Annotated in this window: 24 protein-coding genes and 1 pseudogene; 19 read left to right on the top strand and 6 right to left on the bottom strand. The window is 69.4% G+C overall.

Annotated elements, in window-relative coordinates:
- Positions 1-13 precede the first annotated feature (13 nt).
- Both BN4348_RS30825 and BN4348_RS30830 read right to left on the bottom strand, forming a co-directional pair.
- Positions 14-1,501, bottom strand: coding sequence for an ATP-binding protein (locus tag BN4348_RS30825; protein ID WP_066907547.1), 1,488 nt, complete (start codon positions 1,499-1,501; stop codon positions 14-16).
- Positions 1,498-3,192 (bottom strand): FAD-dependent oxidoreductase, encoded by a 1,695-nt coding sequence (locus BN4348_RS30830; protein WP_066907550.1) that lies wholly within the window; start codon positions 3,190-3,192, stop codon positions 1,498-1,500. The genes BN4348_RS30825 and BN4348_RS30830 overlap by 4 nt, the downstream gene beginning before the upstream one ends.
- 250 nt (positions 3,193-3,442) lie before the next feature.
- Between BN4348_RS30830 and infA the strand changes: the two genes are divergently transcribed.
- The 8 genes from infA (at position 3,443) to truA (ending at position 8,059) form a co-directional block, all read left to right on the top strand.
- Positions 3,443-3,664: a translation initiation factor IF-1 gene (gene infA, locus BN4348_RS30835; RefSeq protein ID WP_003418601.1), complete on the top strand. Its 222-nt coding sequence runs from the start codon at positions 3,443-3,445 to the stop codon at positions 3,662-3,664.
- Between the two features lie 52 nt (positions 3,665-3,716).
- Positions 3,717-3,830 (top strand): 50S ribosomal protein L36, encoded by a 114-nt coding sequence (rpmJ, locus tag BN4348_RS30840; RefSeq protein ID WP_003879483.1) that lies wholly within the window; start codon positions 3,717-3,719, stop codon positions 3,828-3,830.
- Positions 3,831-3,986: 156 nt separating this feature from the next.
- A complete protein-coding gene (gene rpsM, locus BN4348_RS30845) occupies positions 3,987-4,361 on the top strand; it encodes a 30S ribosomal protein S13 (protein ID WP_066907568.1) in 375 nt (124 codons plus the stop codon).
- Between the two features lie 6 nt (positions 4,362-4,367).
- Complete coding sequence (rpsK, locus tag BN4348_RS30850) at positions 4,368-4,790, top strand: 30S ribosomal protein S11 (RefSeq protein ID WP_066907570.1); 423 nt, start codon at positions 4,368-4,370, stop codon at positions 4,788-4,790.
- Positions 4,791-4,799: 9 nt separating this feature from the next.
- The gene (gene rpsD, locus BN4348_RS30855; RefSeq protein WP_066907573.1) at positions 4,800-5,405 is read left to right on the top strand and encodes a 30S ribosomal protein S4; all 606 of its coding nucleotides are present in this window, start codon (positions 4,800-4,802) and stop codon (positions 5,403-5,405) included.
- A gap of 76 nt (positions 5,406-5,481) precedes the next feature.
- Positions 5,482-6,525 (top strand): DNA-directed RNA polymerase subunit alpha, encoded by a 1,044-nt coding sequence (locus BN4348_RS30860; protein ID WP_066907576.1) that lies wholly within the window; start codon positions 5,482-5,484, stop codon positions 6,523-6,525.
- 60 nt (positions 6,526-6,585) lie between these two features.
- Positions 6,586-7,209: a 50S ribosomal protein L17 gene (rplQ, locus tag BN4348_RS30865; protein WP_066907579.1), complete on the top strand. Its 624-nt coding sequence runs from the start codon at positions 6,586-6,588 to the stop codon at positions 7,207-7,209.
- The gene (truA, locus tag BN4348_RS30870) at positions 7,139-8,059 is read left to right on the top strand and encodes a tRNA pseudouridine(38-40) synthase TruA (RefSeq protein WP_084453871.1); all 921 of its coding nucleotides are present in this window, start codon (positions 7,139-7,141) and stop codon (positions 8,057-8,059) included. Before rplQ ends, truA begins: the two co-directional genes overlap by 71 nt.
- Positions 8,060-8,071: 12 nt before the next feature.
- On the opposite strand, the pseudogene BN4348_RS30875 reads toward truA, so the two are convergent.
- Both BN4348_RS30875 and BN4348_RS30880 read right to left on the bottom strand, forming a co-directional pair.
- Positions 8,072-8,682, bottom strand: a pseudogene (locus tag BN4348_RS30875) (cutinase family protein).
- 62 nt (positions 8,683-8,744) lie between these two features.
- Positions 8,745-9,584: a cutinase family protein gene (locus BN4348_RS30880; protein ID WP_066907585.1), complete on the bottom strand. Its 840-nt coding sequence runs from the start codon at positions 9,582-9,584 to the stop codon at positions 8,745-8,747.
- A gap of 128 nt (positions 9,585-9,712) precedes the next feature.
- Between BN4348_RS30880 and eccB the strand changes: the two genes are divergently transcribed.
- A complete protein-coding gene (gene eccB, locus BN4348_RS30885) occupies positions 9,713-11,104 on the top strand; it encodes a type VII secretion protein EccB (protein WP_276002027.1) in 1,392 nt (463 codons plus the stop codon).
- Here the strand turns inward: eccB and mycP are convergent.
- Positions 11,069-12,361, bottom strand: a complete 1,293-nt coding sequence (gene mycP, locus BN4348_RS30890; protein WP_066907588.1) for a type VII secretion-associated serine protease mycosin — start codon at positions 12,359-12,361, stop codon at positions 11,069-11,071. The two genes, eccB and mycP, sit on opposite strands and share 36 nt — an antisense overlap.
- Positions 12,358-13,701, bottom strand: a complete 1,344-nt coding sequence (gene eccD, locus BN4348_RS30895; protein ID WP_066907591.1) for a type VII secretion integral membrane protein EccD — start codon at positions 13,699-13,701, stop codon at positions 12,358-12,360. The genes mycP and eccD overlap by 4 nt, the downstream gene beginning before the upstream one ends.
- A gap of 130 nt (positions 13,702-13,831) precedes the next feature.
- On the opposite strand from eccD, the gene eccCa reads away from it, so the two are divergent.
- The 10 genes from eccCa to BN4348_RS30945 form a co-directional block, all read left to right on the top strand.
- Positions 13,832-17,467 carry a type VII secretion protein EccCa gene (gene eccCa, locus BN4348_RS30900; RefSeq protein WP_066907632.1) on the top strand — a complete coding sequence of 1,212 codons (3,636 nt, stop codon included), beginning with the start codon at positions 13,832-13,834 and terminating at the stop codon, positions 17,465-17,467.
- The gene (locus BN4348_RS30905) at positions 17,464-18,705 is read left to right on the top strand and encodes a type VII secretion-associated protein (protein ID WP_066907594.1); all 1,242 of its coding nucleotides are present in this window, start codon (positions 17,464-17,466) and stop codon (positions 18,703-18,705) included. Before eccCa ends, BN4348_RS30905 begins: the two co-directional genes overlap by 4 nt.
- 49 nt (positions 18,706-18,754) lie before the next feature.
- On the top strand, positions 18,755-19,066 hold the full coding sequence (locus BN4348_RS30910) for a WXG100 family type VII secretion target (protein ID WP_066907597.1): 312 nt from the start codon (positions 18,755-18,757) through the stop codon (positions 19,064-19,066).
- A gap of 14 nt (positions 19,067-19,080) precedes the next feature.
- Positions 19,081-19,377 (top strand): WXG100 family type VII secretion target, encoded by a 297-nt coding sequence (locus BN4348_RS30915; RefSeq protein ID WP_066907600.1) that lies wholly within the window; start codon positions 19,081-19,083, stop codon positions 19,375-19,377.
- Positions 19,378-19,563: 186 nt separating this feature from the next.
- Positions 19,564-19,806, top strand: coding sequence for a DNA-binding protein (locus BN4348_RS30920; RefSeq protein WP_066907603.1), 243 nt, complete (start codon positions 19,564-19,566; stop codon positions 19,804-19,806).
- A gap of 9 nt (positions 19,807-19,815) precedes the next feature.
- On the top strand, positions 19,816-20,220 hold the full coding sequence (locus BN4348_RS30925) for a type II toxin-antitoxin system death-on-curing family toxin (RefSeq protein ID WP_264033684.1): 405 nt from the start codon (positions 19,816-19,818) through the stop codon (positions 20,218-20,220).
- A gap of 201 nt (positions 20,221-20,421) precedes the next feature.
- On the top strand, positions 20,422-20,865 hold the full coding sequence (gene rplM, locus BN4348_RS30930) for a 50S ribosomal protein L13 (protein ID WP_066907613.1): 444 nt from the start codon (positions 20,422-20,424) through the stop codon (positions 20,863-20,865).
- 140 nt (positions 20,866-21,005) lie between these two features.
- Positions 21,006-21,398 carry a 30S ribosomal protein S9 gene (rpsI, locus tag BN4348_RS30935; RefSeq protein WP_066907635.1) on the top strand — a complete coding sequence of 131 codons (393 nt, stop codon included), beginning with the start codon at positions 21,006-21,008 and terminating at the stop codon, positions 21,396-21,398.
- 138 nt (positions 21,399-21,536) lie between these two features.
- Complete coding sequence (glmM, locus tag BN4348_RS30940; protein ID WP_066907616.1) at positions 21,537-22,874, top strand: phosphoglucosamine mutase; 1,338 nt, start codon at positions 21,537-21,539, stop codon at positions 22,872-22,874.
- Positions 22,875-22,921: 47 nt separating this feature from the next.
- Positions 22,922-23,152: hypothetical protein (locus tag BN4348_RS30945; protein ID WP_066907619.1), on the top strand; the 231-nt coding region annotated here is incomplete at its 3' end.

The following is a 23,152-nucleotide window of genomic DNA, read 5'->3' on the forward strand; positions in this document are numbered from 1 at the left end:
CCGCGTGGGGCGGCTATTCCGGAAAGCTCACGTCGACGGCGGGCGGGAGCTCGAGCGGCAGCAGGACGATGAACCGCGTGTCGCCGGGAACGGATTCGACCCGCAGGTCCCCGCGATGCTTCTTGACGACGATGTTCCAGGCCAGGTCCAGCCCCAGCCCCGTCCCCTCGCCGACCGGCTTGGTGGTGAAGAACGGCTCGAATATCCGTTCGCGCACGTCGTCGGGGACGCCCGGCCCGCTGTCGCGGATCTCGACCCGCACCATCTTGTCGCCTTCCCGGCAGGTGCGGATGGTCAGCGTGCCGCCCCCGTCGCGCATCGCGGCGAGCGCGTTGTCGATGATGTTGGTCCACACCTGGTTGAGATCGCCCGGGTAGCAAGGGATTTCGGGAAGCGACTTGTCGAAGTCCTTGACCACGGTGATCGCGTGCGCGTCCTTCGTGGCGTCCTTGCCCAGCCGGTCGGCGAACATCGTCAGCGTGCTGCGCAGCAGTTCGTGGACGTCGGCCACCTGGAACGGGGCCCGGTCCATCTGCGAGTACTGCTTGGCGTCGGCGACCAGTGCCGAGATTCGCTTGCTGGCCTCCAGGAGCTGGTTCAGCAGCAGCTCGCCCTCGACGGTGTAGGTGAGCCAGCGGATCGCCTTTTCCAGCGAGGTCGACGCGTCGAGTTCGTCGGTCGTCGCGGCGATCTTCTCCAGCCAATCGGTGTCGATGCCGCCCTCGACGAAGGTCGGCGCGATGTCCCAACCGTCCTCGACGCCGTGCTCGTCGAGCCATTCGCCGACGGCGTCCTCGAGGTCGGCGGTCTCGATCGCCGACAGGTTCGCCGCGGCCGACTTGGCGACCTGGGCGGCCACCTCCTCCTGCAGCCGCACCAGCGCGCGCAGCGCCTCGGGCGTGACGGTCCCGTCGGCGAGCATCGCCAGTTTCTGGCGCATCCCGGCGACCCGCTCGCGCAGCTCGGCGGCGGCCCGGACGGTGGCCGCGGCGGGGTTGTTCAGTTGGTGGGTCAACCCGGCCGACAACTGGCCCAGCGCCAGCAGCTTCTCCCGGTTGTCGATGATCCGCCGGGTCCGCTCGGTGCCCACGGCGATCCCGTCGAGCAGGTGGACCGCCATCGGGAACTGGTCCTGCATGAAGCGGGCGAACGCGGGCGCGTCCAGCACGAAGAACCGCGACGGCTTGGTCACCCGCACCGAGGTGCTGTAGGCCTGCTGCTGCTCGCCGGTGAACGCCTGCCAGGCGCCGCAGTACACCCCGCGCTGCGACGTGCGGTTGGTTTCGATGTCCTGCCCGCCGGAGAGCTTCGACATCACCAGCTCGCCCTCGATCAGGACGAAGAAACACGTCGCGGGTTCGCCCTCGACGCAGATCGGGCCGGGTTCGTAGTTCTGGATTCGCCCGTCGGCGCACAGCACCGCCAGCTGTTCGTCGGTCAGCGCCTCGAACAGGAACAGGCTGCGCAGTTCGTCGGGGCTGCAGGGCGTCTTGGCGGTCATGCTTCGGCGAGGTAGCGATGCACCAGCATCACGGCCATCGACCCCTCGCCGACGGCGGCCGCGACGCGTTTGGCGGACTCGGCGCGCACGTCGCCGGTGGCGAACACGCCCGGCACGCTGGTCTCCAGGTGGTGGGGCGGGCGGTCCAACGTCCAGCCGCACACGTTGCGCAGGTCCGGTCCGGTGAGGATGAAGCCGCGGTCGTCGCGGGCGACCACCCCGTCCAGCCACTCGGTGCGCGGGGCGGCGCCGATGAAAATGAACATCCGGGCGCAGGTGACGTCCTCGGTGTCGCCGGTCCGGTTGTCGACCAGGGTCAGCCTTTCCAGGTGGTCGCCGCCGACGGCGCGCTGAACCTCGGTGCAGGTGCGCACGGTGATGTTGGGCCGCTGCCTGATCTGCTCGATCAGGTAGTACGACATCGACGCCTCCAGGGACGCGGCGCGCACCGCGATCGTCACGGATTTCGCCTCGCGGGACAGGTACATTGCGGCCTGCCCGGCCGAGTTGGCCCCGCCGATCACGTACACCTCCTCGCCGGCGCACTCCGTCGCGATGGAGACGGCCGCCCCGTAGTAGACGCCCCGGCCGGTCAGCTCGGTGCATCCCTGGGCCGACAGCTGCCGGTACGCGACGCCGGTGGCCAGGATGACGGAGTGCGCATCGATCGAGCCGCCGTCGGCGAAGCGCACCGTGCGCTTGGAACCGTTGACCTCCAGCGCGGTGGCGGCGCGGGCGGTGATCAGCTCCGCGCCGAACTTCTCGGCCTGCCTGCGCGCGCGCTCGGCCAGCTGGCCGCCCGACACCCCGTCAGGAAAGCCGAGGTAGTTCTCGATCCGTGAGCTCTGGCCGGCCTGACCGCCCGTCGCGGTGCGTTCGATCAGCACCGTCCGCAGCCCCTCCGACGCGCCGTAGACGGCGGCCGCCAGACCCGCGGGCCCGCCGCCGATGACGATCAGGTCATAGAACTCCTGCGACGGCGTGGTGGTGAGGCCCAGCGTGTCGGCCAGCTGCGCGTCGGTGGGTTCGACGAGGGCGTCGCCGCGTTCGGTGACGACGACCGGCAGCCGTAGGCAATCCGCGCCGGCGGCCTTCAGCAGCCGCTCGCCGTCGGGGTCGTCGGCCATGAACCACGAGTAGTGCAGCCCGTTGCGGGCCAGGAAATCGCGCACCTGCCAGGACCGCTCCGACCAGCGGTGCCCGATCACCTTGGTGTGCGGGATGGGATGCTCCGGCGCGGCCCGCCAGGCGTCCAGCAGCCCGTCGACGACCGGGTAGAACTTCTCCTCCGGCGGGTCCCACGGCTTGAGCAGGTAGTGGTCGAGATCGACGACGTTGATGGCGTCGATGGCCGCGTGGGTGTCGGCGTAGGCGGTCAGCAGCACGCGCCGGGCCGCCGGGAAGAGGTCCATCGCCTGCTCAAGGAACTCGATCCCGCTCATCTGCGGCATCCGGTAGTCGGCGATGAGCACCGCGACCGTCTCGCCCCGCAGCTTGAGCTCCTTGAGCGTCTCCAGGGCGTCCGGGCCCGACTCGGCGCGCACGATGCGGTGCCGGTCGCCGTACTGGCGGCGCAGGTCCCGGGCCACCGCGCGCGAGACCGAGGGATCGTCGTCGACGGTCAGCAGCACGGGTTTGCGCGGTTGCCCGGCGGCAGCCGACGGCTGCGCGGGGTCTTCAGGATTTGTCATCGGCGTTAAGTATGCGCTTGTCAGGCGCCGTGCGGCGGGTCGAGTAGGGCGGCCGGATTCCTCTCGCAGCGATTTTGGCCAGGGCCGATGACCAGGTATCGTTAGGGAACGGTGCGGTTTCGCGCCGACTTTTTGCGTGCCCAGTCCCTAGGAATTTCCTGTCACCGGCTCACGTTCGAAGTCGGTGCATACGTCGCGCCGATCCGGGCGCTTACGCGAACGAAACGAATGACGAGGATTGCTGACAAGTATGGCCAAGAAGGACGGTGCCATCGAGGTCGAGGGCCGCGTGGTCGAGCCCCTGCCCAATGCGATGTTCCGCATTGAGCTGGAGAACGGCCACAAGGTGCTCGCCCACATCAGCGGCAAGATGCGGCAGCACTACATCCGCATCCTTCCCGAGGACCGGGTGGTGGTGGAGTTGTCTCCCTACGACCTGTCCCGGGGCCGCATCGTGTACCGGTACAAGTGACAACAAGCCCGAACCGACCACCGACGAGAAGACAGAACAGGATCGACCACCCGTGAAGGTGAACCCGAGCGTCAAGCCAATCTGTGACAAGTGCAGGGTGATCCGTCGGCATGGGCGGGTCATGGTGATCTGCTCCGATCCGCGCCACAAGCAGCGCCAGGGCTGACCCCCTGCCCCAACACAACTGAATGTTGACCTCCCAGCACCACTGAACGGATAGGCCGTTCATCCACGCCCGGACGGAGGCCGGGCCCCACCCCAAAGCTGGGGCGGGAACGGACTGGGATAAGACCTCCGCCTAGAAAAAGAGGAAACGCCACCTATGGCTCGACTAGTAGGCGTCGATCTCCCACGCGACAAGCGGATGGAGATCGCGCTGACGTACATCTTCGGCGTCGGGCGAACCCGCGCCAACGAAATCCTGGCCGCCACCGGCATCGACAAGGATCTGCGCACCCGGGACCTCACCGACGACCAGGTGACCCATCTGCGTGACTACATCGAGGCGAACCTCAAGGTGGAGGGTGACCTGCGCCGGGAGGTGCAGGCCGACATCCGCCGCAAGATCGAGATCGGCTGCTACCAGGGCCTGCGGCACCGCCGCGGCCTGCCGGTGCGCGGCCAGCGGACCAAGACCAATGCGCGCACCCGCAAGGGCCCGAAGCGCACCATCGCGGGCAAGAAGAAGGCCAGGTAGAACCGGATGCCACCAGCAAAAAAAGCGCAGGCAAGCTCCGCTAAGAAGGGCCAGCACAAGACCCGGAAGCGGGAAAAGAAGAATATTCCGCACGGCGCCGCGCACATCAAGAGCACGTTCAACAACACGATCGTGACGATCACCGACCCGCAGGGCAACGTCATCGCCTGGGCGTCGTCGGGCCACGTCGGCTTCAAGGGCTCGCGCAAGTCGACCCCGTTCGCCGCCCAGCTGGCCGCGGAGAACGCCGCCCGCAAGGCCCAGGAGCACGGCGTGCGCAAGGTCGACGTGTTCGTGAAGGGCCCGGGCTCGGGCCGCGAGACCGCGATCCGGTCGCTGCAGGCGGCCGGCCTGGAGGTCGGCGCGATCTCCGACGTCACCCCGCAGCCGCACAACGGATGCCGTCCGCCGAAGCGCAGAAGGGTCTAGGAGAAAGTCATGGCTCGTTACACCGGACCCATCACCCGCAAATCGCGCCGGCTGCGCACCGACCTCGTCGGCGGCGACCAGGCCTTCGAGAAGCGCCCCTACCCGCCCGGCCAGCACGGCCGCGCGCGGATCAAGGAGAGCGAGTACCTGCTGCAGCTGCAGGAGAAGCAGAAGGCCCGCTTCACCTACGGCGTGATGGAAAAGCAGTTCCGCCGCTACTACGAAGAGGCCGTCCGGCAGCCCGGTAAGACCGGTGAGGAACTGCTGCGCATCCTCGAGAGCCGGCTGGACAACGTCGTCTACCGCGCCGGCCTGGCGCGCACCCGACGGATGGCCCGCCAGCTGGTGAGCCACGGGCACTTTTCCGTCAACGGCGTGAAGGTGGACGTACCCAGCTACCGGGTGTCGCAGTACGACATCGTCGACGTGCGGGACGGCTCGCTGAACACGGTGCCGTTCCAGATCGCGCGGGAGACCGCGGGCGACCGCCCGATCCCGAGCTGGCTGCAGGTCGTGGGGGAGCGCCAGCGCATCCTCATCCACCAACTGCCCGAGCGCGCGCAGATCGACGTGCCGCTGACCGAGCAGCTGATTGTCGAGTACTACTCGAAGTAACGGACTTTCGGGCCGCCCGGCTCGAAACCCCAACGGCATCAAATAGCGGGTGCCGAGAAGGAGAAGAAGAAACACCATGCTGATCTCACAGCGACCCACACTGTCCGAGGAAGTCCTCACCGACACCCGGTCCCAGTTCGTCATCGAGCCGTTGGAGCCGGGATTCGGTTACACCCTGGGCAATTCGCTGCGGCGCACGCTGTTGTCGTCGATCCCCGGCGCGGCCGTCACCAGCATTCGCATCGACGGCGTGCTGCACGAGTTCACCACCGTGCCCGGCGTGAAGGAAGACGTCACCGACATCATCCTGAACCTCAAGGGCCTGGTCGTGTCCTCGGAGGAGGACGAGCCCGTCACCATGTACCTGCGCAAGCAGGGCCCGGGCGAGGTCACCGCGGGTGACATCGTGCCTCCCGCCGGCGTGACCGTGCACAACCCCGACATGCACATCGCGACGCTGAACGACAAGGGCAAGCTCGAGGTCGAGCTCGTCGTCGAGCGCGGCCGCGGCTACGTCCCGGCGGTGCAGAACCGGGCCTCGGGCGCCGAAATCGGCCGCATCCCGGTCGATTCCATCTACTCGCCGGTGCTCAAGGTCACCTACAAGGTGGACGCGACCCGTGTCGAGCAGCGTACCGACTTCGACAAGCTGATCCTGGACGTCGAGACCAAGAGCTCGATCACCCCGCGCGACGCGCTGGCGTCGGCCGGTAAGACGCTGGTCGAATTGTTCGGCCTGGCACGCGAACTCAACGTCGAGGCCGAGGGCATCGAGATCGGGCCGTCGCCGGCCGAGGCCGACCACATCGCGTCGTTCGCGCTGCCGATCGACGACCTGGACCTGACCGTGCGGTCCTACAACTGCCTCAAGCGCGAGGGCGTGCACACCGTCGGCGAGCTGGTCAGCCGCACCGAATCCGACCTGCTCGACATCCGCAACTTCGGCCAGAAGTCCATCGACGAGGTGAAGGTCAAGCTGCACCAGCTGGGCCTGTCGCTCAAGGACAGCCCGCCGACCTTCGACCCGTCGGAGGTTGCCGGCTACGACGTCGCCACCGGCACCTGGTCCACCGAGGCGGCCTACGACGACCAGGACTACGCGGAAACCGAACAGCTGTAGCAGAAAGTCCGTCCCGGCCCTACCTGATACGGGGGTCGGCCCCACTGAGGAGATAGTGCAATGCCCAAGCCCACCAAGGGCCCCCGCCTCGGCGGGTCGTCTTCGCATCAGAAGGCCTTGCTGGCCAACCTGGCCACGTCGCTGTTCGAGCACGGCCGGATCAAGACGACCGAGCCGAAGGCCCGTGCGCTGCGGCCGTACGCGGAGAAGCTGATCACGCACGCCAAGAAGGGCACGCTGCACAACCGTCGAGAGGTGCTCAAGAAGATCCGCGACAAGGACGTGGTGCACGCCTTGTTCGAGGAGATCGGGCCGTTCTTCGCCGACCGCAACGGCGGTTACACCCGCATCATCAAGGTCGAGGCGCGCAAGGGCGACAACGCCCCGATGGCCGTGATCGAGCTGGTGCGGGAGAAGACCGTGACGTCGGAGGCCGACCGGGCGCGACGGGTCAAGGCGTCGAAGAAGGTTGATGCGCCTGTCGCGGCGGCGGCCGCGCCGCAGGCGGCGGTCGAGCCCGAGGAAGCCGTCGGCCCGACCGCCGAGGAGGCGACCGAGCCCGCCGAAGAGGCCGTCGAGGCCACGGAGGCCGAGGCTGCCGCTGAGGAAAAGCATGACGAGGCCGTGGCCGCGAGGGCCGAAGCCGAGGCCGCCGAGGCGGACGACGAGGCTGACGAGAGTTAGCGACCCGGATTTTCAGGTCCGTCTGCGGCTCGACATCGCCTACGACGGAACGGAATTCGCGGGCTGGGCTGCCCAGGCCGGGCAGCGGACCGTCGCCGGCGTTCTCGACGAGGCGCTGACGACGGTCTTCCGCGTTCCAGTGCGGCTGCGCGCGGCCGGGCGCACCGACACCGGGGTCCATGCCACCGGGCAGGTCGCGCACGTCGACGTGCCCGCCGACGCGCTGCCCAACGCCTACCCGCGCGCGCCGCGTGCCGGTGAGCCGGAGTTCCTGCCGCTGGTGCGCCGTCTGGGCCGGTTTTTGCCCGCCGACGTCCGGGTGATCGATATCGCCCGGGCGCCAACGGGTTTCGATGCGCGGTTCTCGGCGCTGCGACGGCACTATGTGTACCGGCTGTCGACGGCGCCCTATGGTGTGGAGCCGCAACTGGCTCGCTACGTCACCGCGTGGCCGCGCGACCTGGACGTTGACGCGATGGCCACTGCGTCGCGGGATCTGTTGGGGCTGAACGACTTCGCCGCGTTCTGCCGGCAGCGGGAGAACGCCACCACCATCCGCGACCTGCAGCGGCTGGACTGGTCACGCGACGGCGACCGGGTGACCGCGCACGTCACCGCCGACGCGTTCTGCTGGTCGATGGTGCGGTCACTGGTCGGGGCGCTGCTGGCCGTCGGCGAGCACCGGCGCCCGGTGTCCTGGTGCCGCGACTTGCTTTCGGCCACAGACCGATCCAGCGACTTCGCCGCCGCGCCGGCGCAGGGGCTGACCCTGGTTGGCGTCGACTACCCGCCCGACGACCAACTGGCCGCACGGATTCTGATCACACGGGATCTGCGCACGCCGGACTAGCGGCGATCGGGACTAGACCCGGCTCGCGACGAAACTGGCGGCCTGGTTGGTCAGTCCGGGCACGTAGCCCAGGTGGGCGCTCCACTTGCTGCCGCTCGAGCAGATCGGGTCGCCGGTGTTGCACAGGTCGATGGTCTTGCCGTCGAAGTCCGGGGTCAGGGCGCTCATCAGCCCGCCCGCCCGGGCCGACGGGTTCCCGAACAGGGCGACGGCGGCGACGTGATCGGCGGCCGCGGCCGGCAGCGGCTGTTGGAAGCCGAGGCCGGGAAGCGGTGCGGCGGTGACGATGTCGATGACCGCGGCGCCCTGCGAATACCCGCCCAGGGCCCTCTTGGTCCTGTCTCTTTTACCCATCTNTGGATATGGTTGCTGGCGTCGTTCGCGCCGTCCGTGGCCGCCAGGAAGTCCTTGTTGGCCGGGTAGTTAACCCCGTACGCACCAACGCTTTTGCGGGTGTCCTGGCGCAGCGAGTTGACGAAGGCCTGGCCCACCTTCCCGACGCCGGGCGGCTCGTCGGTGCCGCGGGCGAACACCACCTCGACGTCCGGGCACGACGCCGAGGCCAGCGGCAACAGCTTTCCGACGACGAAAAGCGCGACCGCTGCAAGGAATGCGGCGGTCAGCCCCAAGCGGATAAGCCTCACACGACGAGGCTACGGGCCCAGGATCAAGGGCCGGTAACGATTTAGACAAGCGGCGCTTGAGGATTCGGCGTGGCCGGCGCGTTCGGCGTGTTCGGCACCGGGACGTTTCCGGGTGCCGACGGGCCGTAACCCGGGGTCTGCGGGCCGTATCCGGGCGCCTGCGGGCCATACACGGGTGTTTGGGGCCCGTAGCCGGGCACCTGCTGGTTGGACCCGGCCATCAGCTTGGACGCGACGAAGGCCGCCGCCTGCGTGGTGTACGCGGGGACGTAGCCCTCGGTGTGGCCGGTCCACTCGTTGCCCTGACCGGCGTGGCAGATCGGGTCTTGCGGATTGCACAGGTCGATCGCCTTGGACCCGAGCAGCGCGCTCTGGGCCGGCAGCGTCCCGCCGGCGCGGTCGGCGACGTCGCCGAAGGTGGCGACGGCCACGATGTTGTTGGCGTACTGCGGCGGCAGCGAGTTGCCCCAGTTGATGCCGCCGATGGGGACGCCGGCGACGATGTCCATCACCGAGGCGCCCTGCGAGTAGCCGCCCAGCACGATCTTGGTGTTGGGGCACGTTTCCACGCTCTTCTTGACGCGGTCGATGGTGTCGTTGGCGCCGTCACCGCCGTGCAGCTGCAGCTTGCTGGCCGCGTAGTTCACCCCGTAGGGCAGGATGTTCAGGCCGGTCTGCTGGCGCAGCGAGTCGACGAACGCGTCGCCGACCCGGCCCAGGCCGGGCGGCTCGTTGGTGCCGCGGGCGAAGATGACCTCGACGTCCGGGCAGTCGAAGGCGGAGGCGACCGGCGTCGTCGTCGGGGACAGGAGCAGGCCGGCGGCGGTGAGCACTGCGGAAACCCCCGGGACCACCCAGCGACCTATGCGGTGGGAAGACACGGTCGAAATTTTACCCGCAACCAGCGCGAACCGGAATTCGGCGGCCTGTGGATAACGGGTGCGGGCGCGGTTTACCTGCGGCTTAACTGGAGCGGGGAGACGGATTCCACAAATTCACCGAGGGTATTTTGGACCGTTCACAGCTGCGCCGGCCGACGACCCGGATACAGGTCAGCGGCTACCGATTCCTGCTGCGTCGCCTCGAGTGCGCGTTGCTGGGCCGCGACATTCACGCCGCGAACGAATCGCTGCGGGCCCCGTCGGCGGCGCTCGGGGTCGGCTGCGTTGTGGCGGCCATCGGGGTGGCGGGCTGCGCGTTGCTGGGTGTGCTGCGGCCGCAGGCGGATCTCGACCAGGCCCGGATCGCCATGGGCCAACAATCCGGGGCCTTGTATGTGCGGGTGGGCGACGCCTGGCATCCGGTGCTGAACCTGGCGTCGGCGCGGTTGATCGCGGCGACGGCCGCGAACCCGCGACCTGTCCGGGAGTCCGATTTGGCCCGTACCAAGCGCGGTCCGCTGCTCGGCATTCCGGGCGCGCCACAGCTGATCGGCGCACCGCTGCAAGCGGACGAATCGGCGTGGACGATCTGCGATACGGACGGGAGCGGTGCGACGACCGTCGTCGTCGGGCCCACCGGAGGAGCGCCGGTCCACCGCCCGGCTTCCGAGCATGCGCTCCTGGTCGCGCCCGCGTCGGGCTCGCCGGCCTATCTGCTTTTCAATGGGCAACGCGCGGTGGTGGACCTTTCCGATGCCGCGGTGGTACGCGCACTTCGGCTGGAGGGCCACGCGCCGCGACCCGTCTCGCAGGCGTTGCTCAACGCGGTTCCCGAGGGTCCCGCGATACGCGCTCCACGGATTCGCGGGCTGGGCACCGCCGCGATCGGGCTGCCGGGGTTTTCCGTCGGCACGGTGCTGCGCATCGCGCGCGGTGACGCCGACGAGTACTACGTCGTTCTGCCCGCCGGGGTCCAGCGCATCGGGCGCGTCGCCGCCGACCTGTTGCGCTTCAGCGATTCGCAAGGCACCGCCAACGCCATCACCGTCGCACCCGACGCGATCCGCGCCGCAGCGGCCGCGAACGTGCTGCCGGTGGCCGATTTCCCCGACCGGGCACCCGAACTCGACGTTGCCAGCACCTTGTGCGTCACGTCGCGGCCCGCGCCGGCCGGAAATTTCGACACCGGGTTCCTGATCGGCGGCGGCCTGCCGGTGCCGGCCGGTCGTACGCCGGTGACCCTGTCTCAAGCCGATGGCCGCGGACCCGCACTGGACGGGGTATTCCTGCCGCCCGGCCGGAGCGCCTATGTGCGGGGCGGTAACCGAACCGGTACGCGTTATCTCGTCACCGACACCGGGGTGCGCTTCGCGATTCACGACGACGACGCCGCGGGCGATCTCGGCCTTCCGGCGCCGATTCCGGCGCCGTGGCCGGTGTTGGCGGCCCTGCCGTCCGGACCGGAATTGAGCAGGCAGGGCGCGTCAGTGGCCCGTGACGCGGTTGGCGGGGGCCCGTAACCGTCCGGCTGCCAGGAGTCCCACCAGCGCAACGAGACAGCCGGCCGCGCCCCGCAGTGCGATGTCACGGGCGTGCCGATCCGGTGGTGCCGGTGACGGCGGCGTGACGATCGGCACGGGCGCCGGTGTCGGCCTGGCGGTCTCGGGGGGACTGGAGTCGGTGCTGACCGCGGCCAGCGCATCGATGGTGCCGTTGCCCACGAGCGGATCCCATCCGGCGGGTGGGTGGTGCGCGGTCGATTCGATGCGTTGCATCACCTGTCGCGCGGTGGACGCGGGGAAGCGGGACCGGATCAGCGCGGCCAGCCCACTGACTACCGGCGCCGCGTAGCTGGTGCCCGAAGCCGGTTGTGCGCCCAGCGCAGTCACGGCCTCGCCGGTGGCGGCTACATCGACCCAGGGGCCGGCAAGGGTGAAGTCAGAAGGCGTCCCGTCGGCGTTGACGGAACCGACGGTCAGCACATAGTCGTCATACCAGGCCGGACTGACCACGACCGTGGTCGTCTGCCAGGTCGCGTCGGACCGTTGACGCGGGCAGGCGCCGCCGCTGTTGCCGGCCGCGGCCACGACCACGGCGTTCTTGACGTCGACCGCATACGCCAACGCGGCTCCCAGCGCTCGGTCGTCGAATGTCGAGCCAACTGGAACGCAGGCAATCGAGGAGATGTTGATCACCGACGCGCCGAGGTCTGCGGCAGTTCGGACGGCCTTGGCCATCGTGTCCACATCGCCGACCCCGGTGCGCGAACGGTCGCGTGCGGAAGCGAATTTCGAACTTGACTGGCGGATGCTGATCACGGTGGCTTCGGGTGCCACCCCGGCGGAGCCGTCCGGCCTGGAATCGGATGCAGCGGCGATGATTCCGGCCACCAGAGTGCCGTGCGCGTCGCAGTCCTGGGTGCCGTCGCCGGTCGATACGTAGTCGCCGCCGGGCACCACGTGGGGCAGCCTCGGGTGCGGTGAAACACCGGTGTCGATGACCGCGACACGTTGTCCCGCGCCGCGGGTGAGTCGCCAGACCGGGCGCAGGTCACCGACATCTGGCAGCGGGTTGCCGCCGTTCGTCGAGTCCGTGCTCATCGTCGCGCAAATCTCGCGTTGCAGCGTCGGCCACGGCGGTGCGGGCAGGGCCGGCTTGGGCAGCCACTTGTCGTCGATGCTCGGCGGCGAAACCGCATGCGCGGTTGGGGTTCCCAGGTGAGGTAGCGCCACCAGTGCCGAGACCGCCAAGAGCCGCGCGGCGGGTGATGCGCTCACGTGAGGTTCAAGGCGCGGACGGCGCCGTAGAGGCCGCATACCCAGCACGTGCTAGGTACCATCGCGATCAGGGCCACACCCTCCAGCACGTCGATGACGCGGCGCAGCACGGGTGACGGCGATGCCGCCGAAGCCGCACAGCCCAGGCACAGCGCCGCGGTGGACACCGCTGCCGTCATCGCCGCGATCCATGCCCCACTTGGCGCGCCGGCGCCGATGATCGCGAAAGTTGTTGCTAAAACCGCAGTTCCGCAAGCGGCGAACACCATCCCGCCCCTGTGGTCGCCGCGACGCGCGCGCAGCATCAGCAACGCGCCCGCCAGGGCGCCGAAAACAATGCGGGGCGGCCCTGGCGCGCCGGTGAGCACAGTCACGACGGCGCCCACGGTGAGCCCGCACGCGAACGCGGCGAGCAGGCTGGTCAACCACGTGCCGGCGCGGATCGCCCTGGCGTCCAGGTCCGGCGCGGGTGGCAGCTGTGGCGATAACCCGGCCAGAGCGATCGACAGCCTCGCCGCCACGCCGAGCAGGCCGAGGGACACGAGCGCGGACACCGAGCCGATGACGTGCGGCGGTGCGGCGGTGATCACGCCGGCAAATGCCGCGGCGGCCACGAGCGTCGCGACGCACGCGAGGGCGGTCAATGTGACCGCGCCGCAGCCAGATACCCGCAGCGCCAAGACCGAGGTGACCGCCGCCGTCATCGCGCCCAGCACCACGTTGGGGAGACCGGGGACACCGGGCACCGCGAGGTAGCCGGCGGCCGCGGTGAATACGGTGGCGATCACGCTCAGCGCGAGCCCGGCCGACGCATCCCCATACCCGCGGTGCGCAACCCTCGCGCAGAGGAGGGCGACCAAACCAGCCGACACCGTGATGCCGAGCGTGGCGCCGGTGACGTTGGTGGTGAACGCCTTTCGGATGAGTGTCAACCCGCCGATACCGGTCAGGACGCTCGCCACGATCGCTCCGCTCAGTCGGGGCGCAGGCAGCAAGCTGCCCCGAGGGTGAGCCGTTGAGTCCAGCAGCGCAGCCACCGCCTCTGCCGTGTCCTCGTAACGCGGACCCGGCGGCGGCGTGGCGGACTCGGTCAGAACCAGCACTTCGCCGTCGCGGATACTGTGCTGCGCCAACGTCGTCGATGCGCTGAACGCGGCCGCGCCGGGCCGGGACAGCCGGTAGCGCCCTGCCTCCGGGTCACCGGAGCCGCGGCCGTCGAGGATGTCGATGATCGACGGCATGAGGACGGCGACCGGTACGCCCGCGGGCAGGGCCAAGTCGACGGCGGCGGTGCCGGCGTGGACCGACACACGGCGCAGCCCCAGATCGGTCCCCGGCAACGATGCCTCCTCCCGTGCGACTAGCGGCACGGTAACCGGTTGCCCATCGCGCGGGCTCCGGCTATCCACAGGCGACTTGCCGCCGATTTCGGCGCTGCATACCGTCGCCCCGACGGTGGGAGGGGCCGAGATGACGCAGTGTTTCGTGCCGGTGGCGCGGCGGCCGCCACTCGCGGTCGGCGCCGCCGATATCGTCATCGACGCGCCGCCGGTTCTTCCGCCGCCACGATCACCCGGATGGCTGCCGGTTCTGGTGTCGGCAGCGGGCCTTGGCGTTATGGCGGTGGCGGTCTGCTCGGGGTCGACGGTCACTCGCAATCCGGCGCTGCTGGCATTTCCGGCGATGACGCTGGTTTCCATGGCGGTGTCGGTGGCCGCCGGGCGTCGCCAACGGCAGGGGCGAAGCATCGACGACGACCGCGTCGACTACCTGTGCTACCTGAGCCGGCTGCGCCTGACCGTCACCGAAATAGCTGCTGCACAACACCGTTCGTTGGTCCAAGGCCATCCGGACCCCGACACGCTCTGGACACTGATCGGCGGGGCGCGAATGTGGGAGCGCGGCGCGTCCGACCCCGACTTCTGCCTCGCCCGCGTCGGCGTCGGGACCCGGCCGCTGTCCACCCGGTTGGTGGCCCCGGAGCCCACGTCCCACGAGCCCTCGGATCCCGTTACCGCCACGGCCCGGAGCCGCTTCCTCCAGGCGCATTCGACCGTGGCGGACGCGCCCGTCGCAATCGGCCTGTCCGGCGCCGGAACGGTCACGATCGACGGCGATCCGACCTCGGTGCGCGGAGTGTTGCGCGCGATAGTCTGCCAGCTTGCCGTGCTGCACCCGCCGGATCAATTGCTGATCGTCGGGGCGGTCAGCGACACCAATCGAGAGCATTGGGAGTGGCTGAAGTGGTTGCCGCACAATCAACATCCGACCGCCACGGATGCGGTGGGTTCCGCCCGGATGGTGTATCGAAGTACGGCGGAGGCGCAGCGCGCGCTCGCCGATGTCGGACCCCATGCGGTTGTCGTGGCGGACCTCGGTGAGCGTGCGACCCCCGGCGCGATCACGGGTGCCACCCTCCTCGAGGTCGGCGCCGGCCGAGAGGGCATGCCGCTGACGATCCGGCGTGGCGACCAAGCCGAACCGCTGCAATCTCCCGACCGGATGGACATGGTGGACACGCTTACGTGTGCCCGCCGGCTCGCGATGTATCGGATCGGCTCGGCGCCGCGCGGCGCGTGGCGGGACTCGGCGGGGCTCGGCGATCTCACCGAGTTCGATCCGACGGCGTTGTGGCGCGGTCAAGATGACCGCGATCGGCTGCGCGTGCCCCTCGGAATCGCGCTCGACGGCGCGCCACTGGAACTCGATATCAAAGAGGCGGCGGAAGACGGCGTGGGCCCGCACGGGCTCTGCGTGGGCGCCACCGGCTCGGGCAAGTCGGAGCTGCTGCGCACCATCGCGCTGGGGATGGTGGCGCGAAACTCCCCGGCGGCGCTCAACCTGCTGCTCATCGACTTCAAAGGAGGCGCAACGTTTCTCGAGTTGGCGCGGGCGCCGCACGTCGCCGCCGTCGTCACCAACCTTGCCGACGAGGCGCCCCTGGTGGCGCGGATGCATGATGCGCTGGCCGGCGAGATGGACCGTCGGCAACGGCTATTGCGCGCGGCGCGGTGTGCCAGCGTCGCGGCCTACGACGGCGTGCGCCGCGCCGGCGGCCGGTTGGACGCCCTGCCGACCTTGCTGATCATCGTCGACGAGTTTTCCGAAATGCTCAGCCAGCACCCCGAGTTCGCCGACATGTTCGTTGCGATCGGCCGGCTCGGGCGGTCGCTGGGCATCCACCTGCTGCTGGCCAGTCAGCGCCTCGATGAGGGCCGGCTGCGCGGCCTGGACGCCCACCTCTCTTATCGGATCTGCCTGAAGACCCTGTCCGCGGCCGAATCACGCGCGGTTCTGGGAACGCTTGACGCATACCAGTTGCCGAACACGCCCGGTGCGGGCTTCCTGCGGACGGGCAGCGGCGAGCCGATTCGCTTCCAGGCCTCATTCGTTTCGGGAAGGGTGCCGGCGGGCACGCAGACGCCCGCGCCGACGGTGTCGGTACGGGTATTCAGCAGTCGGCCGGCCGGCCCGGTGGCGCGCACGTCCGGGCGGGACCGCTCGGCCACTCGGACCGTCCTGGAAGCCGTCCTGGACCGGCTGACCGGACAGGGACCACCCGCGCACCAAGTGTGGCCGCCGCCGCTGGGAGCGGCGCCGGCTCTGGACGCCCTGTTGCACGACCGCCCACCGGCGGCAGGCGGCCTGACCGCGCCGATCGGCCTTGTCGACCGCCCCTTCGAGCAGCGCCGCACACCTCTGATGGTGGAGCTGTCGGGAGCCGCGGGCAACGTGGCGATCGTCGGGGCCCCCCGATCGGGCAAGTCGACGGCACTGTGCACGCTCATCACGGCGTTGGCGGCCACCCACGGCCCGGGGCGGGTGCAGTTTTACTGCCTGGACTTCGGTGGCGGAGCGCTCGGTTCGGTGCGCGCCTGGCCGCATGTGGGCGCCGTCGCCGGGCGGGCCGACCCGGAGCTGGTCCGGCGCGTGGTTGCGGAGATGGAATCCATTGTCCGCCAACGAGAGAGCCGCCGAGGCGGCGCGGCGCGGGACAACGATCCGTTCGCCGACGTCTTCCTCGTCGTCGACGGGTGGGCGAGCCTGCGGCAGGAGTTCGAGGAACTCGAGGTGCCGATCACTGCCCTTGCGGCGCAGGGGCTTTCGTTCGGTGTGCACGTGGCGTTGTCGGCATCGCGTTGGGCCGAGATCAGACCCTCCCTTCGGGATCAGATTGGCACCCGCGTCGAGTTGCGGCTGGGCGATCCCGCGGATTCCGAGATCGACCGGAAGCGGGCGCAGCAAGTACCGCTTGACCGTCCGGGCCGCGGCCTGTCCCGCGAGGGCCTGCACATGGTCATCGCTTTGCCCACCGAGCGGATCTGTCACGGCGGAGAGGCCGCACCGCCGATACTCCTGCTCCCCCCGCGGGTCGACCGGGACGTCGTCGTCCGGGGCGCGGGTGCGCAGCTGGCGGCGCGGATCCTGCTCGGGGTGGAGGAACGCCGATTAGCCCCGGTGCCAGTAGATTTCGGTCAACATTCGCACCTACTGATCCTCGGGGACGACGGGTGTGGGAAGACGGCCACGATGCGGAACCTGTGTCGCGAGATCGTTCGGACCAAGACCGCCGCGGAAGCCCAGCTGCTGATCGTCGATTTCCGCCGCACCCTGTTGGGCGTCGTCGAATCGGAACACCTTGGCGGCTACGCCATGTCCGCGGCCGCGCTGGGCCGGTTGTTACCGGGCCTCCTGGAAGCATTGCGGCGCCGGATGCCGCCGCTGGACGTCGGCCAGGCGCAGCTGCGAGCCGGGTCTTGGTGGTCCGGGCCCGACCTCTATGTCCTGGTGGATGACTACGACCTGGTCGCAACCTCGGCGGGCAACCCGCTCGCCGCCATCGTCGAATATCTGCCGTACGCGCGGGATCTGGGATTGCATGTGGTGCTGGCGCGGCGCAGCGGCGGCGCCGAGCGCGCCCTGTTCGAACCGTTGTTGGCTGGGCTGCGCGACCTCGGCTGCATGACGCTGATGATGAGTAGGCGCCCGGACGAGGGTGCATCGTTTGGTTTCGGGCGCGCGCAGCCGATGCCTGCCGGACGTGGTGTTCTGAGCACCCGCGCCGGTGACGGACGGCTCGTGCAAGTGGCCTGGAGCCCCCCATGACACGCCATCGGGCGGTCCTCGAGGCCGGACCGGGTACGATCCGCCGATTATGTTGTGGGACAGGCGAGTCCGCCGATGACGATAGTGGCGAGATCGTGCGGGAGGCGTTGGGCGCTGTAGACGATCGGGTGGCGCTGGTCGGTGGCCGCCCGGTCGCCGTCGATTCCCTGTGGCGCGCCGCGCTGCGGTCGGTGAAATGCGCCGGCTGCGACGGCCTGCTCGTCGTGTATCCGTCGTGGTGGCCGGCGGCTCGTGTCGACCGGGTGACGCGCGCCGCCAAGTCCTTCGGCGATGACGCGCTGGCCCGTCCCAGGTCGTGGCTGCTGGCGCGGCAACCCGAGGCCCGAACCGGGGCAACCGTGGTGGTGGAGATCGCCGAGCGCCTCGTGGCGGTCGGCGGCGCCGAGGTCGCTGCGCTACCGCGTGTGGCGGAAGCGCATTCGGTTGCCGAGGAGGTGGCGACGGTCATCGCCGGCATGACGGCGGCGGTGATCCTGATCGACGCGCCCGGCACGGTGAGCGGCGCGCCGGCTCTCTCCGCGTTGATCGCCGCTGCCGTGCGCGGGAGCGGCCGCGCCGCGGTCGAGATGGGAGACGCCTGCCTGGCACGGTTGGCGCGGTCGGCGGCTTCGCTGCCGGACGACGCGCGTGAAGGGGCGGTCAGCGCCGGTGGTTTTCGATCCCGCGCGCGGACGGCCGGCGGGCTTGCGGCGGCCGCCCTGGTGCTCACGGCGTTGCCGCTGGCGATCTCGGGCGGGGCTCCCCGCGGCGGCCATGGCCCATCACCGCCGGCGACAACGCCGATGGCGCCCGCGACGTTTCTAGTCGAGGGCCGCGTGGCGCTCACCGTGCCCGCGGACTGGTCCGCGCAGCGGGTGATCACCGGGCCCGGGTCGGCCCGGGTACAGGTCACCTCCCCGTCCGATCCCGAAGTGGCGTTGCACGTCACCCAGTCGCCGGTGTCCGGCGAAACTCTCAGTCGCACCGCCGAGCGTTTGAAACGCGCGATCGACGAGGAGCCCACCGGGGTGTTCGTCGACTTCAACCCGTCGGGAAGCAGCGCGGGACGCCCGGCGGTGACGTATCGGGAAGTGCGCGCCACGCACCACGTGCGATGGACCGTGTTACTGGACGGGCCGGTCCGGATCAGCGTCGGGTGCCAGAGCCGTCCCGCGGACGAGGAGGCCGTCCGCGGTGCGTGCGAACGGGCGGTGCGGTCCGCCCACGCGATCGGTTGAGCCGAAAATCGGGCGGAACCGAACGCCGCCCTTTGCGGTCCAATCTGATATGGCGAACACACTGAGCACCGACTTCGGCCTCATGCGCTCGGTCGCGGCTACGACGGACGCGCGCAACGACGAGATCCGGGCGATGCTGCAGGCCTTCATGGGCCGCATGGACATGGTCCCGCGCTCTGTGTGGGGTGGGCTCGCGGCTGCGCGGTTCAAGGATGTGGTGGATCGCTGGAATGCCGAGTCGACGCGGCTCTACCACGTCCTGCACACCATCGCGGAGACGATCCGGCACAACGAGGCGGTGCTGCTGGAGGCCGGCGAGAACCACGCCCACCGGATCGCCGCCGCCGGCGGGAACCTGTGAGGGAGGGGTCGACTGTGGATCAGGTCCTGTCTTACAACTTCGGCGAAATCGAATACTCGATCCGCCAGGAAATCCATGCGACGGCTGCCCGTTTCAACGCGGCGCTCGACGAGTTGAGCTCGCAGATCGCCCCGTTGCGAGAGCTGTGGACCCGCGAGGCGGCCGCCGCGTACCAGGTGGCGCAGCTGAAGTGGCACCAGGCGGCCACGGCGTTGAACGAGATCCTGGTCGACCTGGGAAATGCGGTGCGCGACGGCGCGGAGGAGATGGCGAGCGCCGACCGCCGGGCCGCCGGCATCTGGGCACGTTAATTGCTTCTGGCCCCTGTGTGGTCCCGGCGGTGGAGAGCCGCCGGGACCACACAGTCGAGCGGCGCGGCTCGGGATGAGCATGCGGGAGTCGAAGCTCAACGAGCCAGTTTGCTCGTCAGTTGCTGGATCGTCTCAGCTCGATAAAACCGGTGCGACAGCCGGCAGACACCATGACATCATGGCCTCATGAACGCAAGCATCAATGACCCGTCTCAGCGCACCACGGGGCTGACTGTTCGCTTGCCTGGGGAGCTTGCGGACATGCTGAAGAACTACGCCTTCGTGACCGATATTTCGGCCAACGAAGTGATCAAGCGTGCGCTTATCGAGTACCTGAAGGTGCATGGTCGGCGGGACGTTATGCGGGCAGCATTCGAACGCGTGGTTGACCAGCACGGGAAAGCGCTGGACAAGCTGAAGGACATGTAAATCATCTACCTGACCGCGGATGATCTCCTGAGGATCAATGAGCAGTTCGTCGGTCGGGATCAACTGCGCGACTTCGGGCTGCTCGACGGCGCGGTGACGCGTCCTCAGCAGAGCGCATTCGGAGAGGACGCGTTTCCCACCATCCATGAGAAGGCTGCTGCGTTGTTGCACGGCCTGGCGCGCGACCACCCATTCGTGAGCGGCAATAAGCGCACAGCGTGGACAGCAACGGCCATGTTCTACATGGTTAACGGCTACAACCTGCGCGTGGAGGCGTTGGACGTGATTAGCCTGATCACCGACGCCGCCGAAGGCCAGTTAGACGTCCAAGACATCGCCGCCATTTTGGAACAGTGGGCACAGCCGTTTCCCGCGCCAGACGAATGGCTGGACAGACCACCCGCGGGTTCTTAGGCAGCCCCGCGTCGACGACCGACTGTGACAATTTTGACCTGCGCGGATAACGATCGGTAGGCTGCTCGGTTGGCGCGCGGTACGCCGGGGCCTCGGGTCAATGTCGGTCGCCGAGAACCCTTCCTTTTGGACCCACCGTGAACGCCTGACCGGCACCCGGCTCGACCCGGGATCCACCTCGAGAAGAAGAAGGTAAGCGCTGTGCCCACCTACGCGCCAAAGGCGGGTGACACCACGCGGTCGTGGTACGTCATCGACGCCACGGACGTGGTGCTTGGCCGCCTTGCCGTCGCGGCGGCCAACCTGCTGCGCGGCAAGCACAAGCCGACGTTCGCGCCCAATGTCGATGGCGGTGACTTCGTCATCGTCATCAACGCCGAGAAGGTCGCCCTGTCCGGCGACAAACTCCAGCAGAAGCTGGCCTACCGCCACTCGGGGTATCCCGGCGGTCTGCACTCGCGCACGACCGGCGAGCTGCTGGAAAAGCACCCGACCCGCGTCGTGGAGAAGGCCATCGTCGGCATGCTGCCCAAGAACAAGCTCAGCCGTCAGATCCAGCGCAAGCTCCGCGTCTACGCGGGCCCGGAGCATCCCCACACCGCTCAGCAGCCGGTTCCGTACGAGATCAAGCAGGTGGCCCAGTGACCGAAACAACCGAGGCCTTGGAGACCACCGGGACCCCCGAGACCACCGAGACCGCAGAGGCCCCCGCGACCCCGGAGGCGCCGGAGACCCCCGAGACGCCGGAGACTGAGGCTCCGGCCGCCCGGCCGGCCGAGGCGTTCGTGTTCGAGCGGCCCATCCAGACCGTCGGCCGCCGCAAGGAGGCCGTGGTGCGGGTGCGCCTCGTGCCCGGCACCGGCAAGTTCGACCTCAACGGCCGCAGCCTGGAGGACTACTTCCCCAACAAGGTGCACCAGCAGCTGATCAAGGCCCCGCTGGTGACCGTCGACCGGGTGGAAAGCTTCGACGTCTTCGCCCTGCTGCACGGCGGCGGCCCGTCGGGCCAGGCCGGCGCGTTGCGCCTTGGCATCGCCCGCGCGCTGATCGTGGCCTCGCCCGACGACCGGCCCGCCCTGAAGAAGGCCGGCTTCCTCACTCGTGACCCGCGTGCCACCGAGCGCAAGAAGTACGGGCTGAAGAAGGCACGCAAGGCGCCGCAGTACAGCAAGCGCTGATCAGCGTCTCTTTCTGGCCGCAACTTGGCAACTTTTGCACGAGTCAGCGGCGTGTCTGCGCACCCACGCGCGCGTTTTCGGTCAGAAAAGAACGGGCACGTTAGGTGAACGACCGGCAATTGTGAGAGGTTTTAGCGCATGGGTCGACTATTCGGCACCGACGGTGTCCGCGGGGTCGCCAATCGCGAGTTGACCGCCGAGCTGGCGCTGGCCCTGGGCGCCGCGGCGGCCCGGCACCTGGCGAGTTCGGACGGGCCGGGCCGGCGGGTCGCCGTGATCGGTCGCGACCCGCGGGCCAGCGGCGAAATGTTGGAGGCTGCCGTGATCGCCGGGCTGACCAGCCAGGGCGTCGACGCGCTGCGGGTCGGGGTGCTGCCCACCCCCGCGGTGGCGTACCTGACCGGCGCGTATGACGCCGATTTCGGGGTGATGATCTCGGCGTCGCACAACCCGATGCCCGACAACGGCATCAAGATCTTCGGCCCCGGCGGCCACAAGCTGGACGACGACACCGAGGATCAGATCGAGGAGCTGGTCGCGGCCGGACCTGGGTTGCGCCCGGTCGGGGCGGGCATCGGCCGCCGCGTCGACGCCGAGGACGCCGCCGACCGCTACCTGCGCCACCTGTCCAAGACCTGCACGCTGCGCCTGGACGGCCTCTCGGTGGTGGTCGATTGCGCCCACGGCGCGGCGTCGTCGGTGGCGCCGCGCGCCTACCGCGCGGCCGGCGCCCGGGTGATTGCGATCAACGCCGATCCCAACGGGCTCAACATCAACGACGGCTGCGGCTCGACCCACCTGGACTCGCTCCGGGCGGCGGTCATCGAGCATCGCGCCGACCTGGGCCTGGCACACGACGGCGACGCCGACCGCTGCCTGGCCATCGACGCCAACGGTGATCTCGTCGACGGCGACCACATCATGGTGGTGCTCGCGCTGGCGATGCGGGACGCCGGCGAGTTGGCCTCCGACACGCTGGTGACCACCGTGATGAGCAACCTCGGGCTGCACCTTGCGATGCGCAAGGCCGGCATCGCGGTGCGCACCACCGGCGTCGGCGACCGCTACGTCCTGGAGGAGCTGCGCGCGGGCGACTTCAGCCTCGGCGGCGAGCAGTCCGGCCACATCGTGATGCCCGCGGTCGGCTCCACCGGCGACGGCATCGTCACCGGGCTGCGGCTGATGACGCGCATGGTGCAGACCGGCTCGTCGCTGGCCGACCTCGCCTCGGCCATGCGGGCGCTGCCACAGGTGCTGATCAACGTCAAGGTCGCCGACAAGGCCACCGCTGCCGCGGCGCCCTCGGTGCAGACCGCCGTCGAAAAGGCCGAGGCCGAACTGGGCGACACCGGCCGAATCTTGTTGCGGCCCTCGGGAACCGAGCCGATGATCAGGGTCATGGTGGAGGCGCCCGAGCAGGGCACGGCGCAACGGGTCGCCACTGCGGTCGCCGAAGCGGTGAGCGCCGCGCGCTGATCCGCCGACGCGGGAACCTCGACGCGGAGCCGGGCGTCGGATTAGGCATGAGATTCGATAGCTCGGGGGTACACAGGGTCGCCGACCAGCTCGACGCGGCCGCCGAACTCCTTGACCGCGCCGTGGGAGATCACTTGGCGCGGTTGGCTTTCGGCGGGGCCGGCGCGGGCCGGGCGCACACCGCTCGCGGCGACGCCCTGCGCGCCCAACTGGAGCGACTGACGGCCGAGGTGACGCAGTGGTCGCGGGCGGCCGCCGACACCGCCGCCGCGCTGCGC

The organism is Mycobacterium interjectum, from assembly GCF_900078675.2.
Classification (GTDB): domain Bacteria; phylum Actinomycetota; class Actinomycetes; order Mycobacteriales; family Mycobacteriaceae; genus Mycobacterium; species Mycobacterium interjectum.

What these genes read in the sequence shown, in the direction of transcription:
- BN4348_RS30825 (WP_066907547.1), bottom strand. Translation starts at nt 1,501, where the DNA reads ATGACCGCCAAGACGCCCTGCAGCCCCGACGAACTGCGCAGCCTGTTC.
- BN4348_RS30830 (WP_066907550.1), bottom strand. Translation starts at nt 3,192, where the DNA reads ATGACAAATCCTGAAGACCCCGCGCAGCCGTCGGCTGCCGCCGGGCAA.
- infA (WP_003418601.1), top strand. Translation starts at nt 3,443, where the DNA reads ATGGCCAAGAAGGACGGTGCCATCGAGGTCGAGGGCCGCGTGGTCGAG.
- rpsM (WP_066907568.1), top strand. Translation starts at nt 3,987, where the DNA reads ATGGCTCGACTAGTAGGCGTCGATCTCCCACGCGACAAGCGGATGGAG.
- rpsK (WP_066907570.1), top strand. Translation starts at nt 4,368, where the DNA reads ATGCCACCAGCAAAAAAAGCGCAGGCAAGCTCCGCTAAGAAGGGCCAG.
- rpsD (WP_066907573.1), top strand. Translation starts at nt 4,800, where the DNA reads ATGGCTCGTTACACCGGACCCATCACCCGCAAATCGCGCCGGCTGCGC.
- BN4348_RS30860 (WP_066907576.1), top strand. Translation starts at nt 5,482, where the DNA reads ATGCTGATCTCACAGCGACCCACACTGTCCGAGGAAGTCCTCACCGAC.
- rplQ (WP_066907579.1), top strand. Translation starts at nt 6,586, where the DNA reads ATGCCCAAGCCCACCAAGGGCCCCCGCCTCGGCGGGTCGTCTTCGCAT.
- truA (WP_084453871.1), top strand. Translation starts at nt 7,139, where the DNA reads ATGACGAGGCCGTGGCCGCGAGGGCCGAAGCCGAGGCCGCCGAGGCGG.
- eccCa (WP_066907632.1), top strand. Translation starts at nt 13,832, where the DNA reads ATGACGCAGTGTTTCGTGCCGGTGGCGCGGCGGCCGCCACTCGCGGTC.
- BN4348_RS30905 (WP_066907594.1), top strand. Translation starts at nt 17,464, where the DNA reads ATGACACGCCATCGGGCGGTCCTCGAGGCCGGACCGGGTACGATCCGC.
- BN4348_RS30910 (WP_066907597.1), top strand. Translation starts at nt 18,755, where the DNA reads ATGGCGAACACACTGAGCACCGACTTCGGCCTCATGCGCTCGGTCGCG.
- BN4348_RS30920 (WP_066907603.1), top strand. Translation starts at nt 19,564, where the DNA reads ATGAACGCAAGCATCAATGACCCGTCTCAGCGCACCACGGGGCTGACT.
- glmM (WP_066907616.1), top strand. Translation starts at nt 21,537, where the DNA reads ATGGGTCGACTATTCGGCACCGACGGTGTCCGCGGGGTCGCCAATCGC.